The sequence below is a fragment of the Haliea sp. genome (assembly GCF_041395985.1).
Classification (GTDB): Bacteria; Pseudomonadota; Gammaproteobacteria; order Pseudomonadales; family Halieaceae; genus Haliea.
Genome location: NZ_JAWKZJ010000001.1, coordinates 132,037 through 152,015, shown reverse-complemented (window position 1 = coordinate 152,015; position 19,979 = coordinate 132,037). Strand labels below are relative to the sequence as shown.

Annotated in this window: 19 protein-coding genes; 8 read left to right on the top strand and 11 right to left on the bottom strand. The window is 63.3% G+C overall.

Annotated features, from left to right (window positions below; translation table 11 throughout):
- Nucleotides 1–3 precede the first annotated feature (3 nt).
- Genes R3E49_RS00705 through R3E49_RS00695 form a run of 3 tightly spaced genes read left to right on the top strand, consistent with a single transcriptional unit; the run spans nucleotide 4 to nucleotide 3,214 of the window.
- Entirely contained in the window at nucleotides 4–765 is a 762-nt protein-coding gene (locus tag R3E49_RS00705; protein ID WP_371293296.1) for a uroporphyrinogen-III synthase, read from the top strand.
- Complete coding sequence (locus R3E49_RS00700; RefSeq protein WP_371293295.1) at nucleotides 762–1,961, top strand: uroporphyrinogen-III C-methyltransferase; 1,200 nt, start codon at nucleotides 762–764, stop codon at nucleotides 1,959–1,961. Before R3E49_RS00705 ends, R3E49_RS00700 begins: the two co-directional genes overlap by 4 nt.
- A gap of 2 nt (nucleotides 1,962–1,963) precedes the next feature.
- Nucleotides 1,964–3,214 carry a heme biosynthesis HemY N-terminal domain-containing protein gene (locus tag R3E49_RS00695; protein WP_371293294.1) on the top strand — a complete coding sequence of 417 codons (1,251 nt, stop codon included), beginning with the start codon at nucleotides 1,964–1,966 and terminating at the stop codon, nucleotides 3,212–3,214.
- A 9-nt stretch (nucleotides 3,215–3,223) separates the two neighbouring features.
- Here the strand turns inward: R3E49_RS00695 and ubiD are convergent, their stop codons facing one another.
- The 3 genes from ubiD to trxA all read right to left on the bottom strand — a co-directional run bounded on the left by ubiD (nucleotide 3,224) and on the right by trxA (nucleotide 6,633).
- The gene (ubiD, locus tag R3E49_RS00690) at nucleotides 3,224–4,726 is read right to left on the bottom strand and encodes a 4-hydroxy-3-polyprenylbenzoate decarboxylase (RefSeq protein WP_371293293.1); all 1,503 of its coding nucleotides are present in this window, start codon (nucleotides 4,724–4,726) and stop codon (nucleotides 3,224–3,226) included.
- Between the two features lie 80 nt (nucleotides 4,727–4,806).
- Nucleotides 4,807–6,075, bottom strand: a complete 1,269-nt coding sequence (gene rho / locus R3E49_RS00685) for a transcription termination factor Rho (RefSeq protein WP_290742330.1) — start codon at nucleotides 6,073–6,075, stop codon at nucleotides 4,807–4,809.
- A 231-nt stretch (nucleotides 6,076–6,306) separates the two neighbouring features.
- Complete coding sequence (gene trxA, locus R3E49_RS00680; protein WP_371293292.1) at nucleotides 6,307–6,633, bottom strand: thioredoxin TrxA; 327 nt, start codon at nucleotides 6,631–6,633, stop codon at nucleotides 6,307–6,309.
- A 158-nt stretch (nucleotides 6,634–6,791) separates the two neighbouring features.
- Here trxA and R3E49_RS00675 point away from each other — a divergent pair, with 158 nt between their 5' ends.
- Nucleotides 6,792–7,076, top strand: a complete 285-nt coding sequence (locus R3E49_RS00675; protein ID WP_371293291.1) for a GIY-YIG nuclease family protein — start codon at nucleotides 6,792–6,794, stop codon at nucleotides 7,074–7,076.
- Here R3E49_RS00675 and R3E49_RS00670 read toward each other — a convergent pair.
- Nucleotides 7,060–8,961, bottom strand: a complete 1,902-nt coding sequence (locus R3E49_RS00670) for an ABC-F family ATP-binding cassette domain-containing protein (RefSeq protein WP_371293290.1) — start codon at nucleotides 8,959–8,961, stop codon at nucleotides 7,060–7,062. The genes R3E49_RS00675 and R3E49_RS00670 overlap by 17 nt on opposite strands.
- A gap of 51 nt (nucleotides 8,962–9,012) precedes the next feature.
- Between R3E49_RS00670 and R3E49_RS00665 the strand changes: the two genes are divergently transcribed.
- Together R3E49_RS00665 and R3E49_RS00660 are read left to right on the top strand one after the other, a co-directional pair.
- Nucleotides 9,013–9,501, top strand: coding sequence for a TIGR02444 family protein (locus tag R3E49_RS00665; RefSeq protein ID WP_371293289.1), 489 nt, complete (start codon nucleotides 9,013–9,015; stop codon nucleotides 9,499–9,501).
- A gap of 76 nt (nucleotides 9,502–9,577) precedes the next feature.
- A complete protein-coding gene (locus R3E49_RS00660; RefSeq protein ID WP_371293288.1) occupies nucleotides 9,578–10,342 on the top strand; it encodes an FKBP-type peptidyl-prolyl cis-trans isomerase in 765 nt (254 codons plus the stop codon).
- Between the two features lie 3 nt (nucleotides 10,343–10,345).
- Here the strand turns inward: R3E49_RS00660 and R3E49_RS00655 are convergent, their stop codons facing one another.
- From R3E49_RS00655 to gshA, 3 genes are all read right to left on the bottom strand, one after another.
- Nucleotides 10,346–10,834, bottom strand: coding sequence for an Rsd/AlgQ family anti-sigma factor (locus R3E49_RS00655; protein WP_290742314.1), 489 nt, complete (start codon nucleotides 10,832–10,834; stop codon nucleotides 10,346–10,348).
- Between the two features lie 80 nt (nucleotides 10,835–10,914).
- Nucleotides 10,915–11,409, bottom strand: a complete 495-nt coding sequence (locus tag R3E49_RS00650; protein ID WP_290742311.1) for a disulfide bond formation protein B — start codon at nucleotides 11,407–11,409, stop codon at nucleotides 10,915–10,917.
- A 34-nt stretch (nucleotides 11,410–11,443) separates the two neighbouring features.
- Nucleotides 11,444–13,033 (bottom strand): glutamate--cysteine ligase, encoded by a 1,590-nt coding sequence (gshA, locus tag R3E49_RS00645; protein ID WP_371293287.1) that lies wholly within the window; start codon nucleotides 13,031–13,033, stop codon nucleotides 11,444–11,446.
- 164 nt (nucleotides 13,034–13,197) lie between these two features.
- Between gshA and R3E49_RS00640 the strand changes: the two genes are divergently transcribed.
- Both R3E49_RS00640 and R3E49_RS00635 read left to right on the top strand, forming a co-directional pair.
- Nucleotides 13,198–14,931, top strand: a complete 1,734-nt coding sequence (locus R3E49_RS00640) for a ShlB/FhaC/HecB family hemolysin secretion/activation protein (RefSeq protein WP_371293286.1) — start codon at nucleotides 13,198–13,200, stop codon at nucleotides 14,929–14,931.
- Nucleotides 14,932–15,059: 128 nt separating this feature from the next.
- The gene (locus tag R3E49_RS00635) at nucleotides 15,060–16,223 is read left to right on the top strand and encodes a PilT/PilU family type 4a pilus ATPase (protein WP_371293285.1); all 1,164 of its coding nucleotides are present in this window, start codon (nucleotides 15,060–15,062) and stop codon (nucleotides 16,221–16,223) included.
- Between the two features lie 17 nt (nucleotides 16,224–16,240).
- Here the strand turns inward: R3E49_RS00635 and R3E49_RS00630 are convergent, their stop codons facing one another.
- Genes R3E49_RS00630 through moaA form a run of 4 tightly spaced genes read right to left on the bottom strand, consistent with a single transcriptional unit; the run spans nucleotide 16,241 to nucleotide 19,899 of the window.
- The gene (locus tag R3E49_RS00630) at nucleotides 16,241–16,447 is read right to left on the bottom strand and encodes a hypothetical protein (protein WP_371293284.1); all 207 of its coding nucleotides are present in this window, start codon (nucleotides 16,445–16,447) and stop codon (nucleotides 16,241–16,243) included.
- A gap of 7 nt (nucleotides 16,448–16,454) precedes the next feature.
- The gene (locus R3E49_RS00625) at nucleotides 16,455–17,939 is read right to left on the bottom strand and encodes a VWA domain-containing protein (RefSeq protein WP_371293283.1); all 1,485 of its coding nucleotides are present in this window, start codon (nucleotides 17,937–17,939) and stop codon (nucleotides 16,455–16,457) included.
- Nucleotides 17,926–18,867, bottom strand: coding sequence for an AAA family ATPase (locus R3E49_RS00620; RefSeq protein ID WP_371293282.1), 942 nt, complete (start codon nucleotides 18,865–18,867; stop codon nucleotides 17,926–17,928). The genes R3E49_RS00625 and R3E49_RS00620 overlap by 14 nt, the downstream gene beginning before the upstream one ends.
- Nucleotides 18,868–18,888: 21 nt before the next feature.
- Nucleotides 18,889–19,899: a GTP 3',8-cyclase MoaA gene (gene moaA, locus R3E49_RS00615; RefSeq protein ID WP_371293281.1), complete on the bottom strand. Its 1,011-nt coding sequence runs from the start codon at nucleotides 19,897–19,899 to the stop codon at nucleotides 18,889–18,891.
- Nucleotides 19,900–19,979: the final 80 nt, after the last annotated feature.

The window sequence follows — 19,979 nt, the reverse complement described above, 5'->3', positions numbered from 1 at the left end:
TCGGTGCTGGTTACCCGCCCGGCGGGACAGGGTGACAGGCTGTGCAATGCGCTGACGGCGCGCGGGTTCACAGCACACCACCTGCCTTTTTTGGCCCTGGAGCCGGTGGCGCCGCTACCGGCAGTCGAGCGGGCCCGCATCCTGGACCTCGACCGTGTACAGCACGTCATTTTTATCAGTGCGAATGCGGTGAATTTCAGCCTGCCGGTGATCGAGGGCTACTGGCCGCAACTGCCCGCCGGTCTGCACTGGTACGCGGTGGGTGAGGGCACGGCCCGCGCGCTTGCCGCCTTCGATGTGGTGGCCCAGACCCCCGGGGAGAACATGAGCAGTGAAGGGTTGCTGGAACTGCCGGGCCTGCGTGACTGCGCCGGACAACGCGTGCTGATCGTCAAGGGGCAGGGCGGGCGCGACACGCTGCGCGAGGAACTTGAGCGGCGTGGCGCTCAGGTTGAAACCCTGACCTGCTACCGCCGTGTCCGCCCGCGCATGGCACCGGGCGAACTTGCCGCGCTGCTGGCACGGTGGCAGGTAGACCTGATTTGCATCAGCAGCGGCGAAGGCCTTGAGACCATGTTGGCGTTGCTTAGCCCCGCAGAAACCACTAAGTTACAGGCAGTCACCTTGCTGTTGCCCTCGCGCCGCGTTGCGGATGCGGCGATGGCAGCGGGATTCCGGCATTGCCTGATTGCGGACAATGCGTCTGATGGCGCGATGCTGCGCGCGCTGGAGCGCTGGACCCCGGCTAAGGGAGAGAACATGTGAGTGAAGAAAAAGACCTGACCGAAGCGCCCGCAACACCGGCTGCCGAGGCGCCGGTGGAGGAAAACACGGCGGCACAGGGAATCCCCGGCGACAAGCCTGCCGCGCCGACGCAGACGCCACCTGCTGCCCGTTCCGGCGGCGCGGTGGCGTGGTTGGCGTTGCTGTTGGCGGTGGGCCTGGGAGCTGCCGCCGGCTGGGCATTCTGGGAGGCTCAGGCGCGGGAAGCAGCCCTGTTGCAGCGTCTCGCAGAGCTGGAAGCGTCCGATACACCCTCGCAGGCGGTGGCTGCTGATGACTCGGCGCTGCGCGCTGAACTGCGTGCGCTTGAGCGCGATGTGCAGGATGCGCTGGAACAACGGCTGGATGCGCTGCAGCCCCGCTTGCAAAGTCAGGCACTGTCGGTGCAGGAGCAGGCCTCACGGCTGGAGGCCCTGGAGTCGCGGTTGGCGGAGCAGCGTGCGGAACTGGCGCAGTTACGGGGTGGCGACCGCGACAGCTGGTTGCTGGCGGAAGTCGAGTATCTGCTGCGTCTGGCCAATCAGCGCCTGATCATGGCCGGCGATACGGCCTCCGCCCAGCGTCTGCTGCAGAGCGCGGACGGAATCCTGCGGCAACTGGACAGCGTGGGCCTGCACCCGGTACGCCGCGCAGTGGCCGAAGACCTCGCGGCCTTGCGCGCGCTGCCTGAGCTGGATGTCGAGGGTCTCTACCTGCGCCTCGGCGCGCTGGTCGACCAGGTCGCGGGGTTGGTGATCTTTGAACTGCCGCAGCGCGCCGGGGAGGACGAGGCAGCGCCCGCCGATACCTGGCAGCAGCGTCTGCAGCAGGGTTACCAACAGGCGTTGTCCACACTGTCACATTATATTGTCGTGCGCCGTCGCGAAGTGCCTGTCGAGGCACTGGTGGACCCGCAGTGGGAGGGGCTGCTGCGCCAGAACCTGGTGATGCTGCTCCAGCAGGCACAGGTGGCATTGCTGTCCGGGAATCAGGCGCTTTACACCGCCAGCCTGCAGCGCGCCAGGCGCTGGCTGATGGAGTTTTTCCTCGCCGATGAGGCGGCGGCGGCCGCTGCAGTGCGTGAGCTGGACGATCTGGCGGATGAGGTGATTGCCGTGCCGTTGCCGGATATCTCCACATCGCTGGCTGCGCTGAAAACCTATACCGAGCCGCGCCTGCAGCGCGACGGAGCGCAGTAGCCATGCGTGGGTTGCTGATACTGGCGCTGCTCGCCCTGCTGCTCGGTGTCGGGGTGGTTGCCCTGATCGAAAACCACCCCGGCTATGTGCTGATCGCCTATGGGCAGTACACCGTGGAAACCAGCCTGTGGGTAGGCCTGGTGCTGCTCGCCTTGATCGCACTCCTGCTGTACGCCGCCATAGCGCTGTTGCGCAAAGTGTTTTCCGGGCAGCGATCCATTGCCGGCTGGTTGGGGCAGCGCAAGACGCGGCGGGCGGCCCGGTTGACGCACCGCGGGTTGATCAATTTCATCGAAGGTAACTGGGAGCGTGCCCGGCGGCAGCTGGTGGGCGGCGCCGAGCACAGCGAAGTTCCCCTGCTCAACTACCTGATTGCGGCTCGCGCCAGTTTTCAGCTGGATGAAGCGGATAAAATGCGTGAGTACCTGGGCATGGCAGAGCAGGCGGGTTCTGATGCCGGTATTGCCGTGGAACTGACCCAGGCTGAGCTGAAACTGCAGGGTGGGCAGTTTGAGCAGGCGGTGGCCACCCTGGAGCGCGCGCGCCGCAACGCGGGGCGGCACCCCTATGTGCTGAAGTTGCTGCACAAAGCCTACCGTGCGCTGGAAGACTGGGATGCACTGCTCAAATTGTTGCCAGAGTTGCGCAAACACGCCGTGCTGGACGATGCTGCACTGCTTGATCTGGAGCGCACCGTGCACACGCAGCTGCTGGAGGCCTGCGCGACGGCCGGTGGTGACTCCGCCTCGGTGGCTCTGCATCAGCGCTGGCAGGCGACGCCTGCGGCACTGCGGCAGGACAAGGTGGTGCTGCGCAGCTATGTGGGTTACCTGATCCACGCGGGGGATGTCAGCGGCGCGGCCAAGGTGATCCAGCGGGCATTGAAACAGGATTGGGACGGCGACCTTGCGCGATTGTTCGGCTACGTGGAATTGCCGGATGCGGGGCGTCAGCTGGCCCAGGCAGAGGCGTGGCTGGCGGATCACCCCCGCGACTACCAGTTGCTGTTGACCCTGGGGCGACTTTCCTGCCGGCACGAGCTGTGGGGCAAGGCGCGGGATTACTTCGAGAGCAGCTACCGGCAGCGCCGCACTCCTGAAGTCTGCGCGGAGTTGGGACGTTTGCTGGCCGCACTGGGGGAGGACCGGGAGAGCGCCGGGTACTTCCGCGAGGGTCTGTTGCTGCGGGAAACCAGCCTGCCGCTCTTGCCCCAGCCAAAACGGGCCGACGCCAGTCCCGCAGCCCTGCGCTAGCCCGGGCGTCTAGCGCCGCGCGGTATCGGGTCGTTCAATGCCCAACTCATCCCACAGGGTGTCAACGCGCGCCTTCACCTCGCTGCTCATGACGATGGGTGTGCCCCATTCACGGCTGGTCTCGCCCGGCCACTTGTTGGTGGCATCAAAACCCACTTTCGATCCGAGCCCTGCCACTGGCGAGGCAAAGTCGAGATAGTCGATGGGCGTGTTGTCGATGAAAACGCTGTCGCGCTGTGGATCCATACGCGTGGTCATGGCCCAGATAACGTCCTGCCAGTCGCGTGCGTTCACATCCTCATCTGTCACGATGACAAATTTGGTGTACATGAACTGGCGCAGGAAAGACCACACACCCAGCATCACGCGTTTCGCATGCCCGGGGTATTCCTTGCGCATGGTCACGATCGCCATGCGGTAGGAGCAGCCCTCGGGCGGCAGATAGAAATCCACAATCTCCGGAAACTGTTTCTGCAGGATCGGCACGAAGACCTCATTCAGTGCCAGGCCGAGAATGGCGGGTTCGTCCGGAGGCCGTCCGGTATAGGTGCTGTGGTATATCGGGTCCTCGCGGTGCGTAATGGCCTCCACCGTAAACACCGGGAAGCGCTCGACTTCGTTGTAATAGCCGGTGTGGTCACCGAAGGGGCCTTCGTCGGCCATTTCTCCGGGTTCCAGATACCCCTCAAGGATGAACTCGGCGCTGGCCGGTACCTGTAATCCGTGTTTCCGGCAGCCCTCGGTGTAGCATTCGGTCAGTTCGGTCTTGGCGCCGCGCAGCAGGCCGGCAAAGGCGTACTCCGACAGGCTGTCCGGGACTGGAGTGACCGCACCCAGTGTGGTGGCCGGGTCCGCGCCCAGGGCAATGGCGACAGGGTAGCGGCTGCCGGGGTTCTGCAGTTGCCAGTCGCGGTAGTCCAGCGCACCGCCGCGGTGTGACAGCCAGCGCAGGATCAATTTATTGCGCCCGATGAGTTGCATGCGGTAGATGCCGAGATTCTGCCGGGTCTTGTTCGGCCCGCGCGTAATCACCAGGGGCCAGGTGACCAGTGGCCCGGCATCGCCGGGCCAGCAGGTCTGAATGGGAAGTTGATAGAGATCCACGTCGTCGCCACTTTTGGCGTGGAACTGGCACGGCGCGTTGCGTACCAGCCTGGGTCCCATGTTCATCACCTGTTTAAGCAGCGGTGCTTTTTCCCAGGCATCGCGCAGCCCTTTGGGCGGGTCGGGCTGGCGCAGGTAGGCGAGGATCTCCCCTATCTCCCGCAGCGCCTGCACGTTCTCGGCGCCCATGCCCAGGGCAACCCGGGTCTGCGTGCCGAATAAATTGGCGAGTACCGGAATGCGGCTGCCTTTCGGGTTCTCGAACAGCAGTGCTGGCCCACCCGCGCGCAGCGTGCGGTCGGCAATTTCTGTCATTTCAAGATGGGGATCAATTTCCTGCCGGATACGCACCAGTTCACCGCGCTGTTCAAGTGCAGTGATGAATTCGCGAAGGTCTTTGTAGGTCACAGGCTGTCCTGGCGGGTGTTGCGGGGGAGGGGACAGTATAGCGCGCAGCGGAGCCGGCCCACGCCAGCTCCGCATTAACTTTATTTGCGTTTCATGGACATGAAGAATTCGTCGTTGGTCTTGGTGTCCCGGAGTTTGTCGAGCAGGAACTCAATCGCCGGGCCATCTTCCATGCTGTGCAGCAGCTTGCGCAGAATCCACATGCGCTGCAGTTCTTCCTCGCCGGTGAGCAGTTCCTCGCGGCGGGTGCCGGAGCGACGGATGTTGATGGCGGGGTAGACCCGCTTTTCGGCGATCTTGCGGTCCAGGTGCAGCTCCATATTGCCGGTGCCCTTGAACTCTTCGTAAATCACCTCATCCATTTTCGAACCGGTGTCGACCAGCGCTGTGGCGATAATCGACAGGCTGCCGCCTTCTTCGATGTTGCGCGCCGCGCCAAAAAACCGTTTGGGGCGCTCCAGGGCGTGAGCATCGACACCGCCGGTGAGGACCTTGCCGGAACTCGGCACCACCGTGTTGTAGGCGCGCGCCAGGCGGGTGATGGAATCCAGCAGGATCACGACATCGCGCTTGTGCTCCACCAGCCGCTTGGCTTTCTCGATGACCATATCGGCCACCTGCACGTGCCGCGAGGGTGGTTCGTCGAAGGTGGAAGCAACCACTTCGGCGCCACGCACACCCACGGTGCGCTGCATGTCGGTGACCTCTTCCGGTCGCTCATCAATCAACAGCACGATGATGTAGCATTCGGGATTGTTGGTCAGGATGGCCTGGGCGATGCTTTGCATGATGACCGTCTTGCCGGCCTTGGGCGGCGCCACCAGCAAGCCGCGCTGGCCCTTGCCGATGGGTGCCACCAGGTCGATGACGCGACCAATCAGGTCCTCAGTGCTGCCGTTGCCCTTCTCCAGCTTCAGTCGCTGATCGGCAAACAGGGGCGTCAGGTTCTCGAAGAGAATCTTGTGCTTCGCGTTCTCCGGGCGGTTGAAGTTGATCTCACTGACCTTGAGCAGCGCGAAGTAGCGTTCGCTGTCCTTCGGCGGGCGTATCTTGCCGGAAATGCTGTCACCCGTGCGCAGGTTGAAACGGCGGATCTGGCTGGGTGATACGTAGATGTCATCCGGCCCGGCGAGGTAGGAGCTGTCGGCGGAGCGCAGGAAACCAAAGCCATCCTGCAGGATTTCCAGAACACCATCGCCGGAAATGTCCTCGCCACTTTTGGCGTGGCGCTTGAGAATGGCGAAAATGATGTCCTGCTTGCGGGACCGGGCCATGTTTTCGAGGCCGATCTCTTTCGCAATATCGATCAGTTCCTGCGTGGATTTGGTTTTTAGGTCAGTTAGATTCATAGAGGAGCGCTGAGTTGTTGTTCGGGGAAGACGTTCAATGCAAACGAACGCGCTGCCGGAAGGCCGGCCAGAGGCGACGTGAATGCAGCGTTAAATCGTTGGGTGGCAGAGTTATTATCGCGGCACGGGGCCGTGCAACGAAACTGAATGTAGCACGCTGTGCTGGAGGCGTCTAGGATTTTTGGCCCGCCTGTTCTGCACAGCGCGACAGGCGGGCCAGGCCACTGTGTCCTAGATGACTTCCTTGATAAAGTCCACGAGCTGGCTCTTGGACAGGGCACCGACTTTGGTCGCTTCGGCGCTGCCACCTTTGAACAGGATCAGCGTCGGGATACCACGAATGCCGAATTTCGGCGGAATCTCGGGGTTGGCATCCACATCCACTTTGCAGACCTTGAGTTTGCCCGCGTATTCGCTGGCAATCTCGTCCAGCACGGGGGCGATCATCTTGCAGGGGCCACACCACTCTGCCCAGAAATCAACCAGTACCGGCAGGTCGGCGTTGAGGACGTCGGCGTCAAAACTTGCATCGCTGACGTGTACGATGTTTTCGCTCATGGTGCTCTCCAGTTGCTGTGGCGTTGGTACGGCAGCACATCCGCCGCGGTTCACCGCCCGTCGATGAGGCGCAATGATACCATTGGGCAATGTGCGTACAACCGGCGCTCAGGAGTTTTTCGTTATGACCTTATGCCTTGCGTATGGGTGAGAGCCGCGTGATCGCGACTGAATCGACCTGGGTGGTGTACCTGTTGCAGTGCGTCGATGGCAGCCTGTACACCGGCGTCACCGTCGACATGCAGCGGCGGCTGGCCCAGCATAACGGCGAGCGCAGCGGTGGGCCGCGTTACACTCGCGGGCGGCGCCCTGTGCAGTTGCTCTGGAGTGAGCCGGCGGCGGACCGGGCGACAGCCCAGCGCCGGGAAGCAGCCATCAAACGCCTGTCGCGCGATGCCAAGCTCGCCCTGTGCCAGCTGGACGCTGTTATCCCGGCGCCGTAATCGCTTCCAGCTCTTCCTGTTGCGTCAGCCAGCGTTCCTCAAGTTGTGACTGTTCTGCCTTCAGGACGCCTTCCTGTTTGACCAGATCCGCCACTTCACCGGTGCTGCTACCGGCGTACATTTCCGGGTCGGCAAGTCGCGCCTGCAGCGCGAGCAGCGCTTGTTCCACCTGTGCCATGGCCTTTTCGGTGTGTGCGATTTCACGCTGCAGTGGCCGCAGCCGCTCGCGCTGGGCAGCCGCCTGCTGCCGGCGTTCCTTGGCCGAGGCTTCCGGCGCAGTCGGGGCTCCTGCGGTGGCTGCGTTGTCGCCAGTGCGGTAGCTGCCGAGGATCCACTTCTCGTAGGCCCTCAGGTCTTCTTCATATTCTTCAACGACGCCATCGTGCACCAGTAGCAGCTCGTCCGCCGTATTGCGCAGCAAGTGACGGTCGTGGCTGACCAGGATCAACGCGCCCTCATACCCTTGCAGCGCCATCTCCATGGCGTTGCGCATATCGAGATCAAGGTGGTTGGTGGGTTCGTCCAGCACCAGCAGGTTGGGGCGCTGCCAGACCACCAGAGCCAGGGCCAGGCGGGCCTTTTCGCCGCCGGAGAAGGGCGCGATGGGCTGGGTGGCGCTGTCGCCGCGGAAGTTGAAGCCGCCGAGGAAGTTCAGGATGTCCTGGTCCCGCGCCTCCGGACTCAGGCGTTGCACATGCAGTGCGGCGCTGGCCTGAAGGTCCAGCGCTTCCAGCTGTTGCTGGTCGAAATAGCCGATGCGGCAGTGCTCCCCGGCCTGACGTACGCCGCGCAGCAGCGGCAGGCGACCAATCAGGCTCTTGAGCAGGGTGGATTTGCCGGCGCCGTTCTTCCCCAGCAGGCCGATGCGAGAACCGGGGCGCAGCACCAGGTTGACGTTGTGCAGCACCGGTTTACCGGCGTAACCCAGGTCGGCCTCGTCAATGCGCAGCAGGGGATCACTGCTCTTGCCCGCCGGCGGGAACATGAAATTGAACGGTGAGTCGATGTGCGCGGGCGCCAGCTGCTGCATGCGCTCCAGTTCTTTCAGCCGGCTCTGTGCCTGGCGCGCCTTGGTCGCCTTATAGCGGAAGCGGCGCACGAAATCCTCGATGTGGGCGATGCGTTGCTGCTGCTTCTCGAAGCTGGCCTGCTGGTTGGCAAGCATCTCGGCGCGCAGACGCTCGTAGTCAGAGTAGTTGCCTTTCCAGGTGTGCAATTGCTCGTGTTCAATGCTGAGGATGCGCTCGCAGGTGGCGTCAATGAAGTCGCGATCATGCGAGATCATCAGCAGGGTGCCGGGGTAGGCCTGCAGCCACTGTTCCAGCCACAGGGTCGCATCCAGATCCAGGTGGTTGGTAGGCTCATCCAGCAGCAGCATATCGGAGGGCGTCATCAGCGCGCGGGCCAGATTGAGCCGGATGCGCCAGCCGCCGGAAAAATCGCTGACCGGCCGTGCTGCGGCATCGGGCGCAAAGCCCAACCCCTGCAGCAGTCGCTGCACACGGCTGTCGGCGCTGTAGCCGTCGGCCTCTTCCATGGCGGTGTGCAGGGCTGCGGCGCGCTGGAAGTCGCCCGAACCCTCAGCGCTTTCCAGTTCGGCGCACAGGCGCGCGAGTTCAGTGTCACCCTGCAATACATAGCGCCCGGCCGTTTCATGGGTGGTGGCCACTTCCTGCGCCATGTGGGCGAGGCGCAGGTTGTTCATACCCTCGATATCGCCGCCGTCCGCCTGCAGCGTGCCCAGCAACATGGCGAACAGGCTGGACTTGCCGCTGCCATTGGCCCCGATCAGGGCCAGTTTTTGCCCCGGTTGCAGAGTGACGCTGGCGCCTTCGAGCAACAGTTTGCTGCCCCGCCGCAGTTCGATATCGCGTAGTATGATCATCAGGACGCGCATTCTACGCGCAGCCTGTGCCTCTCACCAGCCGGAGACGCGATGACGCATCCCTTGTGGACATTCTCTCTGCACTGCTACGGTCAGCCGGGCGTGGCCGAGGCGTGTATTGAGGCGCAGGACCGGTGTGGCGCCGATGTGAATCTGCTCCTGTATGCGGCCTGGCTGGCACACAGCGGGTTGCAGCTGCCCAGCGCGCAATGGCGGGAGCTGCAGGCCTGTGTGGCCCCCTGGAGCCAGCGGGTGGTGCAGCCGCTGCGCGCCCTGCGTCGCGACTGGCGCGACCTGCCACAGGCGGCCGAGCTTCGGCAGCAGGTCAAGGCGCTTGAGCTGATGGCGGAGCAGACGCAGCAGGGGGCCATATGGGCCTGGCATGAGCGCTGTGCGGCGTGTGTGCCAGCCCCGGCGCTGGAGGTGGCGCTGGTCGCTGCCCTGGGGTGCCTGCTGGCTTCCGGGTGTTGTGTGGCTGCGGAGCAGGAGGCGCTGGTGCAGCGGCTCGCCGGGCTGCTCGCCGGGCCGGGGGTGGCATAGAGGTGGTCCGCGGTAGTATGATCTGCCGCCTGTCGGTTTTTCCGCATGTCCATTTCTCTTACCCATGGAACCCATTATGAAGAAATACGCATTGCCGCTTGCCCTGGTCGCGACTGTGACCTTGCAGGCCTGTAACCAGCAGTCTGCGCCTGAAGCTGCAGACACTGCCGCCACCGTGATGCTGGAGGACAGCAATCAGCGCCTCAGCTACGGTATTGCGTTCGGCCTGGGCCAGCGCATGGCCGCAGACGGTGTGCCGATGGATGTCGATGCTTTCAGCGCGGGCCTGCGCGACGCCATGGAAGGTGCCGAGCCACGCATGACGCCGGAAGAAATTCAGGCCGAGATGCAGGCGTATCAGGAGCGCGCCATGGCCGAGCAGCAGGCGGCGATTGCGGCTGCCGGTGAGGCCAACCTGGCAGCTTCAGAGGCCTTCCTGACAGAAAATGCCCAGCGCGACGGTGTTGTGGTGACGGAATCCGGCCTGCAATACGAAGTGATTGAGGCGGGTGAAGGCGCAAGCCCGAGTGCAGACGATATGGTGGAAGTTCACTACCGTGGCACGCTGGTGGACGGCACTGAGTTCGATTCCTCCTACAAGCGCGGCGAAACCGTCAGCTTTGGCGTCAGCCAGGTGATTGCAGGCTGGACCGAGGCACTGCAGCTGATGTCACCCGGCGCCAAGTGGAAGCTGTTTATTCCAGCTGATCTCGCCTATGGCCCCGGCGGTGCAGGCAACCTGATTGGCCCGAACGCGGCTCTGGTGTTTGAGGTGGAGTTGATCTCGGTGACCAAGGCGGCTGATGACGCCGAAGCCCCTGCAGACGGCGCTGAAGGCTAAGCGCTAGCGAGCTTCTTCCGGCGCCGACTGTAGCTGGCGCCGGTGTTGGGTGTGGAGGCCGGCGATCAGCCGGTCCTCCAACACAAAACGCGATTCCAGCAGTTCCCCCAACGCCGACAGGTCCCTGAGCATGGTTTCCGGGTACTGGTCGCCGCTCCCGTATTTTTCTTCGTAGGCCAGAATGACGTCGGTTGTGTCCGCGATCTCGGCGATCAGTGCAGTCGCCAGCGCTGCACCCGTGTCGCCGAAGGCTTCTGCCTCGTGCAGCAACTCGTTGTAGACCTCGAAATGTCCGGCTGACACGTAGTCCACCAGCAGTTCGCAGAGGTCGCGCTGGCGTTGGGTGATGGCTGCCGAGCCGGGCACATCGTCGCTGGCGACCACCAGTGCGGTGTAGCGTGCGAGTACGGCACGGCGCTCCGCCAGCCAGGTGGTGAGCAGGCTGTCGACGGCCTGGAACTGTTCAGCGGGATCTTGGTTGCGTGACGGCATGCGGCGTGCTCTTGCGTTGGCGGTGACTTCGGCTGCCACTATAGGCACAGGGGGAGGCCGGTCGCAAGCACGCCGCGGGGTCAGCCTCGGCGCAGTGTTTGCCAGAGGCTGATCACGGTGAGGGCGATGAACAGCAGCAGTGTCTGCTCGGGGATGCTCAGACCCAGCAGCGTCCAGTGGGTTTCCGCACAGTTGCCATCGCCCATCAGCACCATGCTCAGCGTGTCCTTGAAGGGCAGCGTCTCCAGCATGTATTCCAGGCTGGGGCCGCAGGCTGGCACCTGGTCGGGCGGCAGGTGCTGCAGCCAGACGTGGCGTGCCGCCACCGCACCGCCACCGATGGCGAGCAGGGCACACAGCAGGCCATACACGCGGCGGCCCCAGGCGCGCGGATTGTGCAGTGCTGCCAGCAGGGCAACCACGCCGCCGGCGATCACGAACACGCGCTGGGTCATGCACAGGGGGCAGGGGTTCAGCCCCACCTGGTACTCCAGGTACCAGGCGAACAGCATGGCGAACAGTGCCAGGGCGGCAAGCCCGAAGTAGACGAGGCGTGGGGTCAGTGTGTGGAGCATGGTTTCAGATTCCTTTTGCGGCCTGTGCCGGCGTTTAGAACAGTGTTCGGTACTGGCCAAAAAAGCGTGCCAGGTAGTCTTCGAAGCTCAGGTCGTCGCTGGCCTCCAGCCGCCTCTGCGCCGCCAGCGATTCGCGTGTTTCCTGCTCAAAACGCTGCTGTGTGCTCTCTGACAGCACCCGCTCCCGGAAGTGCCGTGCCCACTGTTCGCTGTAGGCCATGGCGAGGCGGAAGAAAGGCAGGTCACGGTCCCGCATCTCCTGCAGTACGCGCGCGGAGGGTGTCAGTGCGGTGTCCTCGACCTTGGCCCGTTGCGCCTTCAGTGCCCCGCGGTAGCTGTCGCCGCCGTGGGCGGCATCGAGCAGGTCGGCGATGCCTTCCATGTCTCCCAGCAGTGTGCCGGCCAACGCCTGCAGTGTCTCATCGCCCGCCGCAGTGCGCAGACGCAGGCCGGGCTCACGTCCGCGATTGACCACGGTGCTGAGGTTGTCCGCCTGCAGGGTGCGCTCTGCGTCGTCGCAGGCGGGGCTGTCTTCCAGCAGGCAGTAGAGCAGGAAGGTGTCCAGAAAGCGGATCTGGCTGGCGTCGATGCCCAGCGGCGCGAACGGGCTGACGTCGATGCAGCGTACTTCGACGTACTCGATGCCGGCCCGGCGCAGCGCCGCGAGCGGCGCTTCGCCGGGCTGGGTCACCCGCTTCGGGCGGATCGTGCTGTAGAACTCGTTCTCGATCTGCAGCAGGCTGTCGTTGAGTTGCTGGTAGTCGCCCTGCTGTCCCGCAGGGAATGCCTGGTAGGGTGGGTGCGGGTGCATGATGGCATCGCGCAGCGCCAGAACGTAATTGTCCAGCGAGTTGTAGCAGACGTTGAGGCCTTTCTGCGCTTCGCTGTTGTAACCGAGATCGCCCATGCGCAGTGCGGTGCCCCAGGGGCGATGCAGGGTGCGGCCAGTGGCGTCGAAGGGCTCCAGGCCGTGGCTGTCGCGGCCGCGCAGAAAGCTGGCGCACACGGCGGGTGACGCTCCGAACAGGTAGATCAGCAACCAGGAATGGCGATGGAAATTGCGGATCAGCCCCAGGTAGCGGTCAGTCACGTAGTCCTGCAGGGTTCCCGGATTGCCGGCATCATCCCAGGCGCGCTGCCAGTACTCTGCAGGCAGCGAAAAGTTGTAGTGGATGCCCGCAATGGTTTGCATCAGCCGCCCGTAGCGGTGGCCGAGGCCGTAGCGATAGACTTTTTTCATGCGGGCGACATTGGCACTGCCGTACTCGGCCACCGGAATGCTGTCATCGCCGTTCACCACACAGGGCATGCTGGTCGCCCAGAGCATCTCGTCGTCCAGCTTGCTGTAGGTGAAGCTGTGGATGTCCGCCAGCGTATCCAGGGTTTGTTCAATGCTGGTATCCACCGGCGTGATGAACTCCATCAGCGCCTCGGAGTAGTCCGTGGTGATTGATGAGTGAGTGAGTGCCGAACCCAGGCTGGCGGGGTGCGGTGTCTGGGCGAGCCGGCCCTCGCCGGTGATGCGCAGGCTCTCTTTCTCAAGGCCACGCTGGATGCGTCGCAGCAGGGCGTCATAGCCGGGCCCCTTGAGGGCTTGTAATTGGCTGAGCAGATGAGGGGTCAAGAGGCACTCCTTGTCATGGCTGGGGGCACGCCGGGAGTGTGTCCCGCCGCCAGGGCGGTGAAAGTGTAGCCGCCAATGGGGGGCGAGTACAGATTGTGCTGCGATGTCGCGAAAAGCCCGGTCGATGATTGTCGTAGCCCGCGGTTTGTGGCTATCTTGGGTACATGAAACGTCGCAGCGACATTACCACCCGCCTGCGCAGGCTGTGCCCCGTGTTCTGGTGCAGCTGGTTGCTGTGCGTGCAGGTCGGGAGCGCGCTCGGCGACGAGGAGCAAGCGGCCTGCGTACTGGCCCCCACGCAGAGCGATTCCGCCCGGTTTCGCTTTGAGCCTGTGCCTCACATGGAGGACTTTCTCGAGGGCATCCCAGAGGGCGCCCGCATCGGCAGCATCCGCCAGCAGCGGTTCGCCGTCTTTGATGTTGAGGATCCTCGGGAAGACAACGCGCTCTATCGCTGGGCCAACGACTTCCACAGCGTGACACGGGAGTGGGTGATTGAGGATCATCTGCTGGTGGAGCCGGGGGAGGCCTACAGCGCAGCGCGTGTTGCGGAGTCCGAGCGCATCCTGCGTAACCTGGGTTTTATCTACGATGCCAGGGTGCGGCCCTGGCGGCTGTGCGGTGAGATCGTTGACCTCGAGGTGATCACCCGGGATATCTGGACTTTCACCCCCATGCTGTCAGTGTCCCGCCGCGGCGGTGAAAACACCTTTGCCTTCGGTTTTCGCGATGCCAACTTCCTCGGTACCGGCAAGCAGGTGGTGGTGCAGCGCGACAGTGATGAAGAGCGTTCGGGTACCACCGTACGCTATTTCGATCCGGCCCTCGGCGGGTCCCGCTGGCGACTGCGGCTGTCAGTCGCCGACAACGATGACGGCTTCGAACAGGGCGTAAGCCTGGTGCGGCCATTTTTCTCCGTCTACGAGCGCTGGTCGGCGGGAGCCAACCTGAACCGCACCAAGCTCGAGGAGACCCTCTGGTTCAGGGGTGACGAGCAAACCGAGTTTGACCATGAAATCGAGTTTGCCAACGTGTTTGGCGGTATCGCCCCGGACAGCAGGTCCCATGGACGTGTGGGGCGCTGGTTGTTCGGTTACACGCTGGAAACCCACAGCTTCGACTTCAGTGATTCCGCTCTGCCACCTGCCGTCCTGCCGGAGGATCGCGAATACAGCTATCCTTACATCGGTTACGAGTCGACCGAGGACCGCTTTGTCGAACTACACAACTTCAACTACCTGGGCCGCACCGAGGATGTCTACGTCGGGGAGCGCTTCGCCTGGGCGCTGGGCTGGTCGGCTGAAGCCCTGGGTGCGAGTCGCGACCAGCTTATGCTGCGCGGTAGCTACAGCAACACGCTGCTGGTGGACGAGCGTCGCCTGTGGCAGCTTGACTCCAGTCTCAGCGGTTTTCTGGGAGTGGACGGTAGCGGTTTCGAGAACCTCCTCTGGAGCAGTGAGAGCCGCTACCACCACAAACAATCCCGGCAGTGGGTCGCCTTCAGTCGGCTGCGGGTTGACGTGGCAGAGGGGCTGACCGGCGAGCGCCAGCTGACCCTTGGGGGTGACAACGGGCTGCGCGGTTACGACCTGTTCTATCAAGTGGGTGATCGTGCCTTTGTCTGGAACCTGGAGCAGCGCTACTACTCCGACTGGCATCCGTTCCGCCTGTTCCAGGTGGGGCTCGCGGCATTTGTGGATGTAGGGCGGGCGTGGTTTGAGGGCGAAGACAACGGCGCCAATGGTGGGGTGCTCGCCAATGCCGGTTTTGGCCTGCGTCTGAACTCCAGCCGGGCGGAGAAAAGCTCGGTGGTACATGTGGATATTGCCTTTCCCTTCATGCGCGATGAGACGGTCAGCAGCCCGCAGATCCTGTTTACGGTCAAGGACCGATTCTGAGTCGCTCATACTACCGCGCGCGAGGGGCGCACAGCGTGTTTTTGTTGTGGGTGTCGGGGATGCTAGAGTGGCACAGTGCCTGAGCGGAGGGCACTACTACAGGCGGTTGGTTTGCCGGTCGCGCGGCGATGTTCGGGGGGTGGTGTAGCGTGCGTATTGCGGAATGGCTGAAGATACTGGCGAAAGAGCAGGGTTCGGATCTGTACCTGAGTACCGGCGCGCCGCCCTGCGCCAAGTTCCAGGGCAAGCTGCGTCCGATCGCGCGGGAAACGCTGAAGCCCGGCGAGATTCGGGCGATTGCCGAGGAGTTGATGGACGCCACGCAGCAGGCAGATTTTGCCCAGGAGCTGGAGATGAACCTGGCAATTTCCCTGCCCGGTTTTGGTCGCTTTCGCATCAATATTTTCATGCAGCGCAACGAGGTGAGCATCGTCGCGCGCAATATCGTGGCGGAAATTCCGCACTGGAAAGACCTGCGGTTGCCTGAGAGCCTGACCGAGGTGGTCATGCGCAAACGCGGTCTGGTGCTGTTTGTCGGGGCGACAGGGTCGGGCAAGTCGACCTCGCTGGCCGCCCTGATCGACTACCGCAACAGCAACAGTGCCGGCCACATCGTGACGATCGAAGACCCGGTGGAATACGTGCACAACCACAAGAAATCCATCGTCAACCAGCGCGAGGTAGGCGTCGATACGCGCAGCTGGCATAACGCGCTGAAAAATACCCTGCGTCAGGCCCCGGACGTGATCCTCATTGGCGAGATTCGGGATCGCGAGACAATGGAGCACGCCATCGCCTTCGCCGAAACCGGCCACCTGTGTATATCCACCCTGCACGCCAACAACGCCAACCAGGCGCTGGACCGCATTATCAACTTCTTCCCTGAGGCGAAACGCCAGCAACTGCTGATGGACCTGTCCCTGAACCTGCAGGCCTTCGTGTCACAGCGCCTGATACCCACCGTGGATGGCAAGCGTTGTGCCGCAATCGAGATTCTGCTCGGTACCCCAATGGTGGCCGATCTGATCCTCAAGGGCGAGATCGACGGCATCAAGGAGGTGATGGCGAAATCGGAAAACCAGGGTATGAAAACCTTCGACAGCGCTTTGCTGGAGCTGTTCCAGGAAGGCCTCATATCGGAGGAGGAGGCGCTGCGCAACGCCGATTCACCGAACAACGTGCGTTTGAAAATCAAGTTTGCCCGCGAAGGGCAGCTCCGCGACCCGACCGGAGGCTTCAAGCTGAGCGTGGAAGGGCTTGGCGATGAGGATGAGCCCCCGCAGGTCTTCTAGGGCCCGGCTGCTTCCGCTCAGGACACTAACTTGGAGGCCAGCAACCCCGCGAATATCACCCACAGGGCAATGACCAGCGCCAGCTGCCGCTTCCGCGGTTTGGGCGGCGCTTTGACCGCGGCCTTGCCGCCGATGTGAATGTCCGGCGAGCCGCAGGCGGGGCAGTAGCCGCGCTCATCCAGCCGGTTCCCCCGGTAACTGCACTGCCTGCAGTGATAACTCATGTTCGCCCTACCGATTCAGTTTCAGCAGTTGATCCACAATGCGTTCCAGCTGTGTCAGGTTGTTGCACTCGGCAGCGAAGTGACAGGCGCTAAGATAGCGCAGCATCTCCGAGTCACCCGTGCCCCAGGCCCGCCGCGATTCCGGATTCAACCAGATCACCCGGCGGCTGCGCTGGTAAATACTGCGCATGATCTCCAGCTGTGGGTCGCCATTATTATTGCGCGCATCACCCAGCACGATAACGGTCGTGCTGCTATTGATATCCTCCAGCGCAAGCCGGGCAAAGTCCTGCAGACTCCTGCCGTAGTCCGTCGCTCCCCCGTAGCGCCAGTTGACCAGCTCAATCGCCTTGTCCACCGGGTATTGCGCGAACAGGTCACTCACCTCGCCGAGGTGGCTGGAGAACGCGAAGCTGCGCACCTTGGGCAGCACATCCTGCAGGCTGTAGAGAAACAGCAGGAGGAACTTCGCATAGGCCGCCACCGAGCCGCTGACGTCGCAGATCGCCAACAGCTGCGGCTTGGTTTTCTGGACCCGCTTCCAGTGAGTATGGAACAGGATGCCGTCGTTGGCGATACCCCTGCGCAAGGTCCGCCCCATATCCAGCTTGCCGCGCCGGTAGACCCGTCGCTTGCGTGCGTGGCGTTCGGCGAGCTTGCGCGCCATCTGCCGCACCAGCTCATGAACCCGGTGCAGGTAGCGCTGCTCCAGATTGCTCAGCCGTGTCCGGCTCAGCAGGTCGTCCATGAAACGGGCATTCTGGCCCTCCGCCTGCAGCAGGTAGTGTTGCTCAACGTAGTCGCGCACCTGTTCGCGCAGGATGTCACGGTAGCGGCGCAGCGGCTCCAGCGCCGGGCTGTCCTGTTGCTCCAGTCTGGCAAGGGTACGGCGCAGTTGCTCCTCACCCATGGCATCCAGCATGCGCCGGGTGAACTGGCCTTTCTGGGTGAACATGCGGATCTGGCTCAGGTCGATACTCGCCGCTGCCTCAGCCAGCGCCAGATTCAGCGCGGTGCTGTCGTTGTTGCGCAGCTGTTGCAGCAGCGGTGTCGCCAGCAGCTCGGCCAGCGCTGCGTCGTCGCGGGAAGCCTCGTCCAGCAACTGCTCGACGCTGGCCCGGTGGTTCTCTGTGGCTGCATCCGTGCTTACGGCGTCCGTGCTTACGGCGTCCGTGCTCACGGCGTCCGTGCCCACGGCGTCCCCTTCGGCGCTGCGCTCTTCGCGCGTGCGGGCGAAGTCGGCGAGGCTGCGATCAAAGAAGCGCGCGAAGCAATGATGAAAAACCGCCTCCTCTGCCGGCGTTTTCGCCAGCGCCGCCGCGAGGCCGTCGCGCAGCCGCTCGCGTCGGGCATATCCCAGGGTCGCTGCGACGTCCATGGCATCCAGCGTTTCCGCCGGGGACACACGTACGTCGTGACTGCGCAACAGGCTGATGAAGTTGACCAGGTGGCGCTGCATGGCCTGGGAGGGGGCCACGTCAGCCATGGGCATGACGCGGCAGCAGGTCCCGCAGTGCAGATTCTGCGGTATTGATATCGTCTTCGAATTTGAGCAACACGTTCAGTGTGCTGTGGATGACCTGCGCGTCCAGCTCCCGCGCGTGTAACAGCAGCAGGCTGCGCGCCCAGTCGATGGTCTCCGAGATGGCGGGGGATTTCTTCAGGTCAAGGTCGCGCAGGGAATGCACGAACTCGACCAGTTGGTGGCGCAGCTGTTGATCGATATCCGGCACGCGGCTGAGGACAATGCGCTCCTCCAGTTCGACGCTGGGGAAGGGGATATAGAGGTGCAGGCAGCGTCGCTTCAGTGCGTCACTGATATCCCGAGTGTTATTGCTGGTGAGGAACACCATGGGCGACACCTGTGCCTGAACGGTGCCGATCTCGGGGATGGAGACCTGGTAGTCGGAGAGAATCTCCAGCAGCAGGGACTCGAATTCGTAGTCGGATTTGTCCACCTCATCAATGAGCAGTATGGCACCCCGTTCCTGCTGCATGGCCTTGAGCAGCGGCCTGGGTTCGAGGAATTCCTCGGAATAGAAGGTGTCGCCGAACTGGTGCAGGCGGTCCACGGACTCCGCCAGCCCCTGGGCGCCCTTGAGCAGATCCCCCAGCTTTTCTTTCAGAATCTGCGTGTACAGCAGCTGTTTCCCGTATTTCCACTCATAGAGCGCCTTGGCCTCATCGAGCCCCTCATAACACTGCAGGCGGATCAAGGGCACGTCCAGCAGCAGCGCCGTGGTTTTCGCCAGTTCCGTTTTGCCCACGCCTGGCGGGCCCTCGACCAGAATGGGCTTGCGCAACTGAAACGCAAGGTAAACCGCCGTGGCGATCTTCGGGCTGCAGATGTAGCCATACGATTCGAAGCCCTGCTCTATGGCCTCGATGGAAGCCAGTTGCGGAAAATCCTGGGTGTGCACGCGGTATCCTCGTCAGGGCGGTCAGCCGCCAGTGGTGTTCATGAAGCGGAGAATCTCCGGTTCGTCGTCGTGGGTAAAATGATGCTTTTCCGGTTTCAGCGCCAGCGCGGCGACAATCGCCTCGGCGAGTTCCTGCCGGGTGCTGCCCGGGCGGCGCAGCAGCGGGCGCAGGTCCATGGAGTGCTCATTGCCCAGGCACAGCAGCAGTCGGCCCTCAACTGTGAGTCGCACGCGGTTGCACAGGTGGCAGAAGTTGTTGCTGTGGGGCGAGATAAAGCCCACCCGTGTTGCGCTGTCCGGCATACTGAAATAGCGGGCCGGCCCCGCGTTGCCCGCAGGGTCACCCAGAGCCGTCAAGGTGTACCGCTGCTCTATGCGCTGGCGCAGTTCTGCACTGCTGCAGAAGCTCAACCGTCTGCTGTGTTCGTCGATGCGCCCCAAAGGCATTTCTTCAATGAACGCAATGTCGATGCCGCGCTGGCGGGCAAACTCCACCAGGTCCAGAGCCTCGTCGTCGTTGCGTCCGTTGAGGATAACGGCGTTCAACTTGATGCGCTGAAAGCCGCTGGCGGTTGCGGCGTCTATACCCGCCAGAACCTGCTGCAGGTCACCTGTGCGGGTCAGTTCGCGAAACCGCTCGGGGCGCAGGCTGTCCAGGCTGATATTGAGGGTGCTGACACCGGCCTGTTGCAGCGGCTGCGCCAGGCGCGCCAGTTGCGAGCCGTTGGTGGTCAGCGCGAGGGTCTCAAGGCCCGGCAGTGCGCCCAGTTGCTCAACCAGCCAGAGGATATTGCGCCGCACCAGCGGCTCGCCCCCGGTCAGTCGTATCTTGTTGATGCCGAGGCCCACAGCCGCCTGCGCGACGCGGTACAACTCCTCCAGCGACAGCACCTGCGCCCGCGGCACGAACTGCATGTCTTCGGCCATACAGTACACACAGCGGAAATCGCAGCGGTCGGTAACCGACAAGCGCAGGTAGTTGATCCGGCGCTGGAAGGGGTCGACCAGATGAGCTGGGATGCTGGGGGTCATGGGCCCAGTGTACTGTCTGTGGCGGGTTCACTCTAGTCATGGTGCACGGGGTACGGTCGGCCTTTACACAGCGCCTGGCT

Bases quoted from the DNA above. Each gene is read 5' to 3' on its own strand.
- R3E49_RS00640 (WP_371293286.1), top strand. From the start codon at position 13,198: ATGAAACGTCGCAGCGACATTACCACCCGCCTGCGCAGGCTGTGCCCC.
- R3E49_RS00655 (WP_290742314.1), bottom strand. From the start codon at position 10,834: ATGCCGTCACGCAACCAAGATCCCGCTGAACAGTTCCAGGCCGTCGAC.
- rho (WP_290742330.1), bottom strand. From the start codon at position 6,075: ATGAATCTAACTGACCTAAAAACCAAATCCACGCAGGAACTGATCGAT.
- R3E49_RS00670 (WP_371293290.1), bottom strand. From the start codon at position 8,961: ATGATCATACTACGCGATATCGAACTGCGGCGGGGCAGCAAACTGTTG.
- R3E49_RS00695 (WP_371293294.1), top strand. From the start codon at position 1,964: ATGCGTGGGTTGCTGATACTGGCGCTGCTCGCCCTGCTGCTCGGTGTC.
- R3E49_RS00625 (WP_371293283.1), bottom strand. From the start codon at position 17,939: ATGCCCATGGCTGACGTGGCCCCCTCCCAGGCCATGCAGCGCCACCTG.
- R3E49_RS00660 (WP_371293288.1), top strand. From the start codon at position 9,578: ATGAAGAAATACGCATTGCCGCTTGCCCTGGTCGCGACTGTGACCTTG.
- R3E49_RS00635 (WP_371293285.1), top strand. From the start codon at position 15,060: ATGTTCGGGGGGTGGTGTAGCGTGCGTATTGCGGAATGGCTGAAGATA.
- R3E49_RS00665 (WP_371293289.1), top strand. From the start codon at position 9,013: ATGACGCATCCCTTGTGGACATTCTCTCTGCACTGCTACGGTCAGCCG.
- trxA (WP_371293292.1), bottom strand. From the start codon at position 6,633: ATGAGCGAAAACATCGTACACGTCAGCGATGCAAGTTTTGACGCCGAC.
- moaA (WP_371293281.1), bottom strand. From the start codon at position 19,899: ATGACCCCCAGCATCCCAGCTCATCTGGTCGACCCCTTCCAGCGCCGG.
- R3E49_RS00630 (WP_371293284.1), bottom strand. From the start codon at position 16,447: ATGAGTTATCACTGCAGGCAGTGCAGTTACCGGGGGAACCGGCTGGAT.
- R3E49_RS00650 (WP_290742311.1), bottom strand. From the start codon at position 11,409: ATGCTCCACACACTGACCCCACGCCTCGTCTACTTCGGGCTTGCCGCC.